Raw genomic sequence first — 13,504 nt, 5'->3', positions numbered from 1 at the left:
ATCTCGATACAGAAAAGGCGGCCAAGGCCGCCTGCAGACAGAAGATGGCGCTAGACCACCTCGCCCGTGATCTTCCTGGACCTTGCTTACTCTTGCGGAACTACTTTGCCGATAAACGGCAGATTGCGGTACTTCTGGGCGTAGTCAATACCACAACCCACCACGAATTCGTCCGGAATGGAGAAACCGATCCAGTCCACCGGCACCTGCACCTCGCGGCGGGACGGTTTGTCCAGCAGGGTGCAAATGGCCAGGGATTTCGGCTCGCGCAGTGACAGGATTTCACGCACCTTGTTGAGGGTGTAACCGGTGTCGATGATGTCCTCGACGATCACCACATCCTTGCCCTTGATGTCATCATCCAGGTCTTTCAGGATACGAACGTCACGGGTGCTGCGCATGCCGGAGCCGTAGCTGGAGGCAGTCATAAAATCCAGGGTAATGGGCAGCGGGGTCTGGCGGCACAAGTCGGCCAGGAAGACGCAGGAACCACGCAGCAGGCCAATCATGACCACTTCGTCAGAACCCTGATAACGGGCGGTGATCTCTTCACCCAATTTGGCGATCCGGGCGGCAACATCGGCCTCGGAGATCATCACCTCGACAGTGTGTTTCATCACTTACTCCCTCATGGCCAAAGGGGATTTGGCCGTTCATTAACGTCAAAACCGAGGATTCTACCATCCAAGCCGAAAGGCGTCAGGCATACGTGATGCTTTTATCGGCTTATTTTAATTGATAGAGTTAGCAGGCCCTCGGGCATTATCGGTGACAATACTATAAACACCATAATCAATAACTATTAGATGAAAAAACTATGGAACCACGCGCAGAAATTAGACGTCGAACCCGGCTTTCTCCGGAAGCTCGGCGCAATCAATTGATGGAATGTGCCATCGAAGTGTTTTCCCGTCGCGGCATTGGCCGTGCGGGTCACGCCGAAATTGCAGAACAGGCCAAAGTCTCGGTAGCTACCGTGTTCAACTATTTCAACACCCGCGAAGAGCTGGTGGATGAGGTGTTGGCCGAGATCGAACGTTTCGTTCACCAGATGCTGGAACAGGCCTATACCGGCCAGGGCCCGGTCAAAGAGAGCATTCACCGTCATGTGAAGCTGTTTGTTGACGCCGCTTACGATCAGCCCGACCACGCCAGTATCTGGCTGGAGTGGAGCTCATCGGTGCGGGAAGAGGTCTGGCCCCGTTACGCCAAGTTGCTGGACAAGGCGCTGGAACGCATAGCGCCCCACTTGCAACAAGCCATGGATGCCGGTGAGATCCAGAGTGTGCTGTCCGCCCAGGACCTGGCTCGCTCCCTGACCGGCTTTGGTTACGTCATGATGCAGATGATCAATCAGCCACAACGCCCCTCACGGGAAGATGTGACCGATTTTCTGTTCAAGTACGTGACGGCCCCAATCCAGGCTGCATAACCCGCCTCGTGAATAAAAAGCGGCGCCGGACTGTTCAGGTCGGCGCCGCTTTTGTTTGTCTGCTATTTGTTCACATCTCGCCTCAAGATTTGGCGTAACCCCAACGCTCTGTCAGGCCATGCTCGATCCCGAGGTGATCCAGGATCCGCGCCACCATGAAGTCCACCAGATCCTCGATGCTTTTGGGCTCATGATAAAAACCGGGTGCGGCCGGCATTATGGTCACCCCGAGCCGCGCCAGTTTGAGCATGTTCTCCAGATGGATGGCGGAGAAGGGGCTCTCGCGGGGCACCAGGATCAGCTGGCCGCGCTCCTTGATCACCACATCCGCCGCCCGCTCCAGCAGGTTGTCGGAGGCGCCGTTGGCAATGGCCGACACTGTCCCCATGGAACAGGGACAGACCACCATCTGTTTCGGGGCCGCCGACCCCGAGGCCACCGGCGAGAACCACTCCTCCTTGCCGCAGGCCACTATCTGACCCTCTTTGGCGCCATATTGGCGGCAGAGATAGGCAGAGAGCTCTTTCGGCGAGCCGGGCCAATCCTGCTGCAGCTCTGTCTTGAGCACGACTCTGGCCGCCGATGAGGCCAGCAGATAAACCCGATAGTCCGCCTGCACCAGACACTGGAGCAGGCGCAGGGCATAAGGAGCTCCGGAGGCGCCGGTCAGCGCCAGGGTAACTTGTTTCAGCATGATGGTCCTTGGCTCTTCTGGCATGGGAACAAACAACCGCAAGGGATCAGCAACGACATCATAGTTCGCCGTGGTAATCCTTGAGACGGGCGATCAGCTTGTCATGAATGCCGCCGAAACCACCGTTGCTCATGATCAGAATATGATCGCCGTCGCGGCACTCGGCCACCAGGCGGTTGATCAGGGTCTCCAGCTCGTTGAACACCTTGGCCGGACGGCTCATGTGAGCGGTCACCTCCCCGAGATCCCAACCTATGTTGGGTGGCTGGAAGAAGAACACCTCGTCGGCACCGTCGAAACAGGCTGCCAGCTCCTCCTTGTGGACTCCCAGCTTCATGGTGTTGGAGCGTGGCTCCAGCACCGCCAGGATACGGGCCTTGCCCACCTTGGCGCGCAGACCGCCGAGGGTGGTCTCTATGGCGGTGGGGTGGTGGGCAAAATCGTCATAGACACTGATGCCCGCCACCTCGCCCTTGAGCTCCATCCGCCGCTTGGGGGATTTGAACTGGCAGAGGGCGGCTATGCCGTGCTCCACCATGACACCGGCGTGACGGGCAGCGGCGATGGCCATCAGACCGTTGTTGACGTTGTGCTCGCCGATACACTCCCAGTGCACCTCGCCCTGCTTGCTCCCATCCAGCCACACCTCGAAGGCGGAGCCGTCGTCGGTCAGCTTGACCGCCTTCCACTTGGCGTCGTCCTGACCCACCAGCTCGATTTCGCTCCAGCAGCCCATCTTGCGCACCGCAGTGAGGTTGTCATCGGCCTGAGGGAACAGCACCCGGCCATTGCTCGGCACCGTGCGCATCAGGTGGTGGAACTGGCGCTGGATGGCAGCGAGATCCGGGAAGATGTCAGCGTGATCGAACTCCAGGTTGTTCATCACCAGAGTACGCGGATGGTAGTGAACAAACTTGGAGCGCTTGTCGAAGAAGGCGCAGTCATACTCGTCCGCTTCGATGACGAAGAAGGGCGCAGAGCCCAGGCGGGCTGATACCGGGAAGTTGCCCGGCACGCCACCGATAAGGAAACCCGGCTCCAGCTTGGCGTACTCCAGCACCCAGGCCAGCATGCTGGCGGTGGTGGTCTTGCCATGGGTGCCCGCCACGGCCAGCACCCAGCGATCCTGCAGCACATGCTCCAGCAGCCACTGGGGACCGGAGATATAGGGCAGATTGCGATCCAGCACATACTCCACACAGGGATTGCCACGGCTCATGGCGTTGCCGATCACCACCAGATCCGGTGCCGGATCGAGCTGGGAGGGATCATAACCCTCGGTCAACTCTATGCCCTGTTGCTCGAGCTGGGTACTCATGGGGGGATAGACGTTGGCATCCGAGCCGGTCACCCGATAGCCAAGCTGTTTTGCCAACACCGCCAGGCCACCCATGAAGGTGCCGCAGATCCCGAGAATGTGAATATGCATACCGCTGCCTTTTCCAGTAAAGGGAGTGCGCATTCTAGGGGTTGTTGAGGTTGCGGCACAAGCCGCGGTCGCGACGAGAAATAACCAACCCCGGAGACGGTGGCAGCAATTTGGCACACCCAGGCTACGCGACATCAGCCAACTCTGTCACAGTGCCCTCGAAATATGGTCATTTGACGCGACATCGCTATAATATCGGCCTGCAAACTTGACTCCAACACTGAAGGAAACGTCATGAGCCTGAACCTGGTACCGGCTGGCAAGAGCCTGCCCGACGACATCTATGTCATCATCGAAATCCCGCAGAATGCCGATCCGATCAAATACGAAGTCGACAAGGACAGCGGTGCCATCTTTGTTGATCGCTTCATGTCTACCCCTATGTTCTACCCGTGCAACTACGGTTACGTGAACGCCACCCTGTCTCTGGATGGGGATCCGGTCGACGTGCTGGTGCCGACTCCTTACCCGCTGCTGGCTGGCTCCGTCATTCGTTGCCGCCCGGTTGGCGTGCTGAAGATGACCGACGAATCTGGCGAAGATGCCAAGATCGTGGCCGTTCCGCACTCCAAGCTGACCAAGCAGTACGACCACATCAAGGATGTGAACGATCTGCCCGAGCTGCTGAAAGCCCAGATCCAGCACTTCTTCGAGCGTTACAAAGAGCTGGAAGCAGGCAAGTGGGTCAAGGTTGAAGGTTGGGGCGACAAGGCCGCTGCCGAAGCCGAGATCGTTACCTCTGCCGAGCGTTACGCAGCCAAGTAAGCGTCTCTCTCGTTAAAGGGCCACTGTGGGCCAATACCCAAAATTAAGGCGCCATTGGCGCCTTAATTTTTTAGGGCTTTTGCCCGCCTCAACGGCCGTGGTATTGAGCAGAAAGCTCGTGCACCGCGTTGACGAACACGCCCGCGTGTTCCGGATCCACATCCTGATGGATGCCGTGCCCCAGGTTGAAGACGTGGCCGTTGCCGCTGCCAAAGCCCGCCAGTATGGTGGCTACCTCTTCACGAATACGCGCAGGTGCCGCATAGAGCATGGAAGGATCCATGTTGCCCTGCAGCGCCACCTTGTCACCGACCCGGCGCTTGGCGTCCGCTATGTCTATGGTCCAGTCCAGCCCCAGGGCATCGCAACCGGTGGCAGCGATCTGCTCCAGCCACTGGCCGCCGTTTTTGGTGAACAGAGTGACCGGTACGCGGCGACCTTCGTTTTCGCGGATCAGACCATCGACGATCTTGTGCATGTATTGCAGGGAGAAGTCGCGGTAATCCCGCGGGGTCAGCACGCCGCCCCAGGTGTCGAACACCATGACGGACTGGGCACCGGCCTTGATCTGGGCATTGAGATACCCGATCACGCTGTCGGCCAGCTTGTCCAGCAGCAGGTGCAGTGTCTGCGACTCGGCATACATCATCTGCTTGATCTTGGTGAAGGCCTTGGAGCTGCCCCCCTCCACCATGTAGGTGGCCAGGGTCCAGGGACTACCGGAGAAGCCGATGAGCGGCACTTCGCCCTTGAGCTCGCGGCGTATGGTGCGCACCGCATTCATCACGTAGCCGAGCTCGTCTTCCGGATCCGGAATGGGCAGCGCCTGCACATCGGCCATGGATTTGATGGGTCGCTCGAAGCGCGGGCCTTCACCCTGCTCGAAATAGAGACCCAGCCCCATGGCGTCGGGCACGGTCAGGATGTCGGAGAAGAGGATGGCGGCATCGAGCGGATAGCGGCGCAGGGGCTGCAGGGTGACTTCACAAGCCAGCTCGGCGTTGCGGCACAGGGACATGAAGTCCCCCGCGACGGCGCGGGTCGCCTTGTATTCCGGCAGATAACGGCCAGCCTGGCGCATCATCCATACTGGTGTCATGTCCACGTCCTGGCGCAGCAGGGCACGCAGGTATCGATCGTTCTTCAGCTCTTTCATCCCAGTTCCTGAGTCATGTCATGCATAAAATGGCGGATATGATACCACTTTGTACGCGGCGGGGGACGGCCCAAAGATGCGGCCGGGCCGCTGCAAGCGCAAAGATGTGAAGGGGCGCAAACAAGCGCCCCGTTTTTACCCTGATGACAAGGTCAGACCGACCTCAACCCTCTTCGGCCAGGCTCTGCTCAATCAAACGCCGCGCTATGGTGCCATGGGGCGGCAACCGTGGCAGCCGGTCGGCGGTGAAGAAATCAGCTGCCACCAGTTCATCGTCCTGTACCCGGATCTCGCCGCTCTCGTAGTCGGCGGTAAACCCCATCATCAGGCTGTGGGGGAAGGGCCAGGGCTGACTGGCCACATAGCGCACGTTGCGCACCCGGATGCCGCTCTCCTCGAACACCTCCCGCGCCACGCACTGCTCCAGGTTCTCCCCCGCTTCCACGAAGCCTGCCAGCACCGTATACATGGGGTCCTCCACCTGATAGTGACGGCGATGGGCCGCCAGCAAGATGGCGGGCCCCTTGCGCACCGCCACGATAATGCAGGGGGAGATGCGCGGATAGACGGTGTGGCCAAGCTGGCACACCTGGGCCCACTCACCCGCCTTGGGGGTCATGGCGGCACCGCACTCGCCGCAGAAGCGGTGGCTGCGCCGAAAGGTAGCCAGCTGCCAGGCGCGGCCCGCGAGACGAAATCCCTCTTCATCCCCCGCCACCATCAGCTGGCGCAACGGGGTGAAATGGCTGGCATCGGCATCTGCCCCCAGGTCCAGCAAATAGCAGGGCAGGCCATCCCACTCATCGAAACGCTCGAATGACGCCGGGTGAAAATGGGCAGGCAAACAGGCTCGGGGGCCTTGCGGAATATGGCCCTGTTCATCCAGCAGGACGAGGTGATCGCCCCCCAGCACGAACCAGCGGGCCTGTTCGGTTAATGGCATCAGATGCAGACTCTCGTTGAAAATCAGGTTGAAATCCCTTGTCGAAAACAGTGTGCAAGGCACGGACAAGTGGCGACCATATTACGGCCGGGCAGGCACCTTGGCGACCCCAAGATGGCGGATCCGCCCCACTCCACGGCCAAGAAAAAGGCTGCCCGCAGGCAGCCTTGATACAAAGACCTCAACGCCAATCAGGCATCGCCCATCGCCAGCAGGGAGGCATTGCCGCCCACCGCAGTGGTGTTGATGGTGCGGGTCTTCTCGGTGACGAAGCGGCCGAGGTAGTGGGGACCGCCCGCCTTGGGTCCTGTGCCGGAGAGGCCCTGACCACCAAAAGGCTGCACCCCGACCATGGCGCCGATCTGGTTGCGGTTGATGTAGACGTTGCCCACGTTGATGCGGCTGGCCAGCTCCTCGGCGTGGGATTCGTTGCGGCTGTGGATCCCCAGCGTCAGGCCGTAGCCGGTGCCGTTGATATCCGCAATCACCTTGTCCAGCTCACGGGCAGCGTAGCGCACCACATGGAGGATGGGACCGAACTGCTCCTTCACCAGCTCACGGATGGAACCAATCTCCAGCGCCGTCGGTTGCACGAAGTGACCCGCCAGCGTTGCGGATGGCATGGGGGCCTGAGCGATCAGACGTGAGCGCGGGATCATGTGCGCCAGGTGCGCATCCAGCCCGGCCTTGGCCTCGGCGTCGATGACGGGCCCCACATCCGTGTTGTGCTCGGCCGGATTGCCCACTTTCAGCTCCTGCAGGGCGCCGGTCAGGATCTCCAGCACCCGCGGCGCTATCTCCTCCTGCAGGTAGAGCACCCGCAGGGCGGAACAGCGCTGACCGGCACTCTGGAAGGCGGCGCTCACCACGTCGCGCACCACCTGCTCCGGCAGAGCGGTGGAGTCGACTATCATGGCGTTCTGGCCGCCTGTCTCGGCGATGAGCGGCAGTATGGCGCCATCACGCTGGGCCAGCGTCAGGTTGATGAGCTTGGCGGTCTCGGTGGAGCCGGTGAAACAGACGCCGCCAATGCGGGCATCCGCCGTCAGCCTGGCCCCCACAGTGGCGCCATCGCCCGGCAGCAGTTGCAGCACATCGCCCGGGATGCCCGCCTGATGAGCCAGGGTCACCGCCAGATGGGCGATGAGGCCGGTCTGCTCCGCCGGTTTGGCGATGACGGTATTGCCGGTGGCCAGCGCCGCCGCGACTTGCCCGAGGAAAATGGCCAGCGGGAAGTTCCACGGGCTGATGCAGACGAAGACGCCCCGGCCCTGCAGGAACAGCTCGTTCTGCTCACCGGTGTAGCCGGGCAGCAGGGTCGCCTGTCCCATCAAACCACGGGCCTGCAGCGCGTAGTAACGGCAGAAGTCCACTGCCTCGCGCACCTCGTCGATCCCATCCTGCAATAGCTTGCCCGCCTCGCGAGTACACAAGGAGATGAACTGCTCGCGGTTGGCTTCCAGCAGGTCTGCCAGCTTTTCCAGCGCAGCGGCACGCACGCTTACCGGCGTCTCGCGCCAGCGCGGGAAGGCGGCATGAGCCGAGGCCAGCGCCTGCTCTACCGCCTGTACGTCGGCCCAGTGGATCTTGCCCACCAGCTGGCTCACATCCTGCGGACTCAGCACGGTACGGGCTTCGCTGCGCTTGAGGGTTTCGCCATCAACGATGGGGCCAGCCAGCCACTGCTTGCTCTCCAGCTCTTTCAAACGGGCGAAGAAGGGACGCTGGATGGAGACGATATTCATGTTGACGCCGCTGGAGTTCTTGCGGTCGCTGAACAGATTCACCGGCTGTGGAATGCGATCGTTGGCCAGACTGGTGTAGCGCTTGAGGGTGCGCAGCGGGTGTTCGGCCAGTGAATCCACCGGGGTGTTCGGGTCCACCAGCTTGTGAACGAAGGAGGTGTTGGCCCCGTTTTCCAGCAGGCGACGCACCAGATAGGGCAGCAGATCCTTGTGGGCACCGACCGGGGCATAGATGCGGCAGTGCAGGCCGGGATGGTCGTTCAGCACGGCATTGTGCAACTCCTCCCCCATGCCGTGCAGGCGCTGGAACTCAAACTGGCGATCACCGGCCATTTCCAGAATGCAGACCACGGTATTGGCGTTGTGGGTCGCAAACTGGGGAGAGATGAAACCACGGGTCGGCTCGCTCAGCAGATAGCGGGCGCAGGCCAGATAGGAGATGTCTGTACCCGCCTTGCGGGTAAAGAGCGGGTAGCCGGGCAGGCCAGCCTGCTGGGCATATTTCAGCTCGCTGTCCCAGTAGGCGCCCTTCACCAGCCGCACCGGGATCAGGTCCCCCTGCTCCCGGGCCAGCGCCGTCAGCCAGCAGAGCACCGGCAGAGCACGCTTGGAGTAAGCCTGTACTACCATGCCGAGCTTGCCCCAGCCACGGTTGGCGTCAGAACGGTAGAGCTGCTCGAAGAGATCCAGTGACAGCTCGAGGCGGTCCATCTCCTCGGCATCGATGCTGATGGCCACGTCCTTGTCGCGGGCCAGGCGCACCAGACCCACCAACCGCTCGCTCATTTCGCCGAGCACCCGTTCGCGGTTCGCCACGTCATAGCGCGGATGGAGCGCCGACAGCTTGATGGAGATGGACGGCGCCGGGCCGCCGTCGCTGATGCGCTCATTGCCGACCGCCTCGATGGCGCGCTGGTAGTCGCCGAAATACTTGTCCGCATCGGCCAGGGTCAGGGCGGACTCCCCCAACATGTCATAGGTATGGGTGTAACCCTTCTCCCGGGACTTGCGGCTCGCCTTGAGGGCCTCTTTCATGTCGCGCCCCAGCACGAACTGCTTGCCCATTATCTTCATGGCGGCATACATGGCGGAACGCACCACAGGCTCGCCGAGCTTGTTGACCATGCGCCCCAGCATGTTGGCCGGATTGCCGTCCAGCTTCTTGTCCAGCTTGATGATCTTGCCGGTCAGCATCAGGCCCCAGGTGGAGGCATTGACCAGGGTGGAGTCGCTCTTGCGAAAATGGGAGGACCAGTTGGCACCGGAGAGCTTGTCCTTGATGAGGGCATCGGCGGTCTCTGCATCGGGGATGCGCAGCAGGGCCTCTGCCAGGCACATCAGTATGATCCCCTCCTGGGTATCCAGGCTGTACTCCTGCAAGAAGGCATCGATGCCATCTCCCGAACCACTCTCCTTGCGTACCTTGGTGACCAGGGCGCGGGCGCGCTGGGTCACCTGCTCCAGCGAGGCCCCATCCCCCGGCAACATGGCGGAAAGCTCAGCCAGATAGGCGTTTTCATCCACCACGTAATTCTGGGTGATGGCTTCGCGCAAAGCGGCCAGATCGGAGGGAATGTAGTCAGCAGCAAGCACTTGAGTAGCTTTGAACATAGGGGGTCTTCCTGTACGCCCGCAGGCTATATCGACGAAGGCGGTCGTGCCGCCGAAACGCCGATAATGTATACAATATCCACCCATAGATGAAATGAAATTGTTGCCTGCCATTAACAAAAATCGCTGACTGGCAAATTTAGCCTGTATTCAGACCAGGAGACGGCGAGACAGACAAGTTTATCGCCTTATTTTGTATACAATTTTATGCGAGGCAAAAAAGAGGGGCCGCTATTGCGACCCCTCTTCATCCGACCGACAGGAACCGTCAGTTCATCCAGCGCTCACCGCGACTGCGGCGGCGGGGCAGCATGGGCAACAGTATGCCAAGCAGGATGCCGCCACCCACCATGGCACCACCGCGGATGAACCAGTCCATCTGCATGTCGTGCTCCTGGTTGTCATAGCTGCGGGTCAGAGCCTCGTTCTGCTCCTTGAGGTTACCCATCTCCTCGCTCTGGCTGGCAAGCTTGGCCTTCAGGCTGTCGATCTCCTTGCTCTGCTCGGCGATCTTGCCATCCTTCTCGGTGAAGCGTTTTTCATTGTCACCGTTGAGGTTCTGCAGGCGAGCCTTGAGATCTTCCAGCTCTTGCTGGACCTGGGGCAGACGCTCGCGCAGGCTGATCTCGCCCTGCAGCTCGGCGTTCTTGATCCAGCCTTCACGGCCACGGCCATCCACCACCTGGGTGAAACCGGCTTCGTTGTTCACCGCCTTTACTTCCAGCGGTTCACCCGCCTTGACGCTGCCGAGGATCCGGAACTGGGTACCCGGACCATTGTGGATGAAGGTAAAGATGTTGTCTGAGACATAACGGGTGTCGGCCAGTGCCTGTTGGGCACACAAGCAGATAAGGATCCCGAGAAGGGCGCGCATGGTCGATCGGTTCTCTTCTTTTGGTTAGGTGACAGGCCGAATGTTAAGCCGCCAGCGGGTCAAAGGACAAGCAAAGAAAAGCGCTTCCCCCCGAGCTGAGAGCTGACTCGCAACTTGCCCCTCACTCACGCGACCATTCCGGACGTCGCAGGCTATTTCTGTTTCAGTGCCTTCACCTCTTCGCGCAGGGCACGCAGCTCCTGAAGCAGCAGATCCTGCTGCGCACTCTGTTGATGGCGCCACTTTTCCAGTTCGTTGTCACCCCGCCCGTGTTGCAGGAACAGGCTGGCCATGAAGCCGCTCAGGGCGCTGAACAGACCGACCCCGAAGATGATCATCAGGCTGGCGACGAAACGCCCCTCCTCGGTTTGCGGCACTATGTCGCCGTAACCAATAGTAGAGAGCGTCACCAGGGTCCACCAAAAGGCGTCATAGGCGTTGTGGATCTGGCTGCCGGGTCTGTCTCCCTCGACCCAGTAGATGAGTGCCGTGCCCACCCCGATTTGCAGGAAAAAGATCAGCAGTATCCCGGCCAGACGGCTCTCGTTTCGCCCCCTGCGCACTATGGCGAGCAGGTCAGGGTTGCTGCGCAGCAGCTGGATCACCCGGTAGAGCTGGATCAACCTGGCCCAGCGCAACTGCTCCACCATGGGCAGACTGCCCGGCAGATAGAACCAGTTCGCCTTGAAGAAGGCTCGCTTGTCACTGGCACGGAACCAGCCATAGGTGAAATGGGCGAGGAAGACGTAGCAGATCAAACTGTCCAGATCATAAAAGAGGGAGAGCGTCTCGGGAGTGAAGTGGCGAGTCCCCAGCCAGCGGAATCCCACCAGCACCACTGAGACGATGGAGAGCAGGGCCATGAGCAGATCCATGGATCTCAGGCCAGAAGAGTGATGTCGCATACATTTTCCTACTTTAGGCACGGTGCGAATTAATAAAAAGGAAGATAATGCCGATAGTCCTGAGGGCAAAGGAAAACCGGTCATTAAAAGGAGAAAAATTATGCAGTTAAACCCGCTGGAGAGGCGAATGAGCAATATCCGGCTGGTACCCAAAGTGGTACTGCTCATGGTGTTCAGTACTGTGCTGCTGCTGGCCAAGCTCTGGTTCGATGCCAGCAATCTGGAAACCACACTGCTGAGTGAGGGCATCGACGCGGACAAGGCTAACGCCATTGCCGATCGCCTGCTCTGGAGCGGCGTGATGGAAACCGCCGTGATGGGGATCGTCTTCGTCGTGTTGTTGCTGACCGGCTCCCGCCTCATGGTCAAGCAGGTGCACTATCTGGTGGGCCTGCTTGAGCGTTTCGCCCGCAAGGATCTGAGCCACAAGGTGCTGCTCAAGTCTCGTGATGAGTTCGGCGACATCGCCAAGGCCGTGGCCCACTCACAGGAGAACCTCAAGGAGGTGTTCGGCACCCAGCGCGTCGCCTGCAAGGAGCTCAATGACATCGCCTCCCAGGTCACCCTTTGCATGGAAGAGGCCAACGAGGCCATCAACGAAGAGTTCACCCAGATAGAACAACTGGCCAGCGCCATGAGCCAGATGGTGGGTGCCATCCGCGAGGTGGCCGCCCATGCGGAACAAGCTTCCCATGCCACCGCCGAAACCAGCCTGCTGGCCGAAGAGGGCAGCCGCTGCGTGGCGGCGACCGTCAGCACCATTGATACCCTCTCCGGCAACATCCAGCGCTCCTCCAACGTGGTCAATCAGGTGGAACAGGGGGTCGAGCAGATAGGCTCAGTGGTGGATACCATTCGCAGCATTTCGGAGCAGACCAACCTGTTGGCCCTCAACGCCGCCATCGAGGCCGCCCGTGCCGGTGAAGCGGGTCGCGGCTTTGCCGTGGTCGCCTCCGAGGTGCGCGAGCTGGCCAATCGGGCCCAGGCGGCTACCGTCGAGATCCAGAAGATGATCGAGCAGTTGCAGGGCAATGCCCACCAGGCTGCCGAGTTGATGGCCCAGAGCGTGCAACAGGCCGACAAGGGGGTGGAGCAGGTGACCCAGGCCGGCGATCAGCTCGCCACCATAGTGCAGCGGGTACAGGGTGTGGCGGACATGAATCGCCAGATCGCGGCCGCCTCCGAGCAACAGAGCTCGGTGGCCGAGGAAATGAGCGGCAATCTGGAGCAGGTAAAACAAGTCGTGGAAGGTTCAGTGGTGGTACTGCGGGAGCTGCAGGAAGCCTCCGAGCTGGTGGAACATCACAGCCAGACCCTGGATACCCATATTCAGGCCTTCAAGCTGGCCTGATGGCATCACGTGAGCCAACCTGTGGGCTCATGGTGCCCGCTACCGAATGCCGGAAAACCCAGGTCTGGCCCAGGCAGGCCTCCGGCAATGCGGCGGCGGTAAGGACACAAAAAAACGGCACCTCTGTTAACAGAGGTGCCGTTTTTCATATCAGTGGGTGAGCCCGTCAGGCATCCGGGTCGAAATCCAGACTCAGGCTGTTGACGCAGTAACGCTGGCCTGTCTCGGTCGGTCCGTCGGGGAAGACGTGACCCAGATGGGAGCCGCACTGGCTGCAGGTGATCTCCACCCGCTTCATGCCGTGGCTGCTGTCTTCTGTGTAGGTCACTGTGCCTTCGATGGCTCGATCGAACGAGGGCCAGCCGCAGCCGGAGTCAAACTTGGCATCCGAGTGAAACAGCACGCTCTTGCAGCAGACGCAGAGATAGTCACCACTCTTGCGGTTGTGGAGCAAGGCACCGCTGTAGGGCTGCTCGGTGCCTTTCTCCCAGCAGACGCGAAACTGTTCCGAACTCAGCTTGTTGCGCCACTGCTCGGGATTGTTGTTGCTCATACCGACTCCTTGCCATTAATCACGGCGCCCAGCATACCCAGTCAGG

12 protein-coding genes are annotated in these 13,504 nt (G+C 60.4%); 3 read left to right on the top strand and 9 right to left on the bottom strand.

The window, feature by feature from the left end; genetic code table 11:
* Nucleotides 1-86 precede the first annotated feature (86 nt).
* Complete coding sequence (hpt, locus tag GWQ29_RS20410; RefSeq protein WP_005313207.1) at nt 87-617, bottom strand: hypoxanthine phosphoribosyltransferase; 531 nt, start codon at nt 615-617, stop codon at nt 87-89.
* A gap of 200 nt (nt 618-817) precedes the next feature.
* On the opposite strand from hpt, the gene GWQ29_RS20405 reads away from it, so the two are divergent.
* The gene (locus tag GWQ29_RS20405; RefSeq protein ID WP_011898368.1) at nt 818-1,432 is read left to right on the top strand and encodes a TetR/AcrR family transcriptional regulator; all 615 of its coding nucleotides are present in this window, start codon (nt 818-820) and stop codon (nt 1,430-1,432) included.
* Nucleotides 1,433-1,514: 82 nt separating this feature from the next.
* Here the strand turns inward: GWQ29_RS20405 and GWQ29_RS20400 are convergent, their stop codons facing one another.
* Both GWQ29_RS20400 and mpl read right to left on the bottom strand, forming a co-directional pair.
* Nucleotides 1,515-2,126, bottom strand: a complete 612-nt coding sequence (locus tag GWQ29_RS20400; RefSeq protein ID WP_275920202.1) for a flavin prenyltransferase UbiX — start codon at nt 2,124-2,126, stop codon at nt 1,515-1,517.
* A gap of 58 nt (nt 2,127-2,184) precedes the next feature.
* Nucleotides 2,185-3,555, bottom strand: a complete 1,371-nt coding sequence (gene mpl, locus GWQ29_RS20395) for a UDP-N-acetylmuramate:L-alanyl-gamma-D-glutamyl-meso-diaminopimelate ligase (RefSeq protein WP_265431270.1) — start codon at nt 3,553-3,555, stop codon at nt 2,185-2,187.
* A gap of 234 nt (nt 3,556-3,789) precedes the next feature.
* On the opposite strand from mpl, the gene ppa reads away from it, so the two are divergent.
* Complete coding sequence (gene ppa, locus GWQ29_RS20390; protein WP_005313216.1) at nt 3,790-4,320, top strand: inorganic diphosphatase; 531 nt, start codon at nt 3,790-3,792, stop codon at nt 4,318-4,320.
* Nucleotides 4,321-4,408: 88 nt separating this feature from the next.
* Here the strand turns inward: ppa and hemE are convergent, their stop codons facing one another.
* The 5 genes from hemE to GWQ29_RS20365 form a co-directional block, all read right to left on the bottom strand.
* Nucleotides 4,409-5,476: a uroporphyrinogen decarboxylase gene (gene hemE, locus GWQ29_RS20385; RefSeq protein ID WP_275920201.1), complete on the bottom strand. Its 1,068-nt coding sequence runs from the start codon at nt 5,474-5,476 to the stop codon at nt 4,409-4,411.
* A gap of 163 nt (nt 5,477-5,639) precedes the next feature.
* A complete protein-coding gene (gene nudC / locus GWQ29_RS20380) occupies nt 5,640-6,419 on the bottom strand; it encodes an NAD(+) diphosphatase (RefSeq protein WP_265452475.1) in 780 nt (259 codons plus the stop codon).
* Nucleotides 6,420-6,610: 191 nt separating this feature from the next.
* A complete protein-coding gene (gene putA / locus GWQ29_RS20375; RefSeq protein ID WP_111587961.1) occupies nt 6,611-9,775 on the bottom strand; it encodes a bifunctional proline dehydrogenase/L-glutamate gamma-semialdehyde dehydrogenase PutA in 3,165 nt (1,054 codons plus the stop codon).
* A gap of 268 nt (nt 9,776-10,043) precedes the next feature.
* Nucleotides 10,044-10,649 carry a TIGR04211 family SH3 domain-containing protein gene (locus GWQ29_RS20370; RefSeq protein ID WP_275920200.1) on the bottom strand — a complete coding sequence of 202 codons (606 nt, stop codon included), beginning with the start codon at nt 10,647-10,649 and terminating at the stop codon, nt 10,044-10,046.
* Nucleotides 10,650-10,801: 152 nt separating this feature from the next.
* A complete protein-coding gene (locus tag GWQ29_RS20365; protein WP_169046745.1) occupies nt 10,802-11,554 on the bottom strand; it encodes a potassium channel family protein in 753 nt (250 codons plus the stop codon).
* 100 nt (nt 11,555-11,654) lie between these two features.
* Here GWQ29_RS20365 and GWQ29_RS20360 point away from each other — a divergent pair, with 100 nt between their 5' ends.
* Entirely contained in the window at nt 11,655-12,905 is a 1,251-nt protein-coding gene (locus tag GWQ29_RS20360) for a methyl-accepting chemotaxis protein (protein ID WP_159165617.1), read from the top strand.
* 166 nt (nt 12,906-13,071) lie between these two features.
* Here GWQ29_RS20360 and msrB read toward each other — a convergent pair whose 3' ends face one another.
* Nucleotides 13,072-13,458, bottom strand: a complete 387-nt coding sequence (gene msrB, locus GWQ29_RS20355; RefSeq protein WP_059113056.1) for a peptide-methionine (R)-S-oxide reductase MsrB — start codon at nt 13,456-13,458, stop codon at nt 13,072-13,074.
* Nucleotides 13,459-13,504 lie beyond the last annotated feature (46 nt).

Origin of the sequence: Aeromonas sp. 2HA2 (assembly GCF_029237345.1) — a bacterium.
Classification (GTDB): Bacteria; Pseudomonadota; Gammaproteobacteria; order Enterobacterales; family Aeromonadaceae; genus Aeromonas; species Aeromonas salmonicida.
This window is presented reverse-complemented; position numbering and strand designations above follow the sequence as displayed.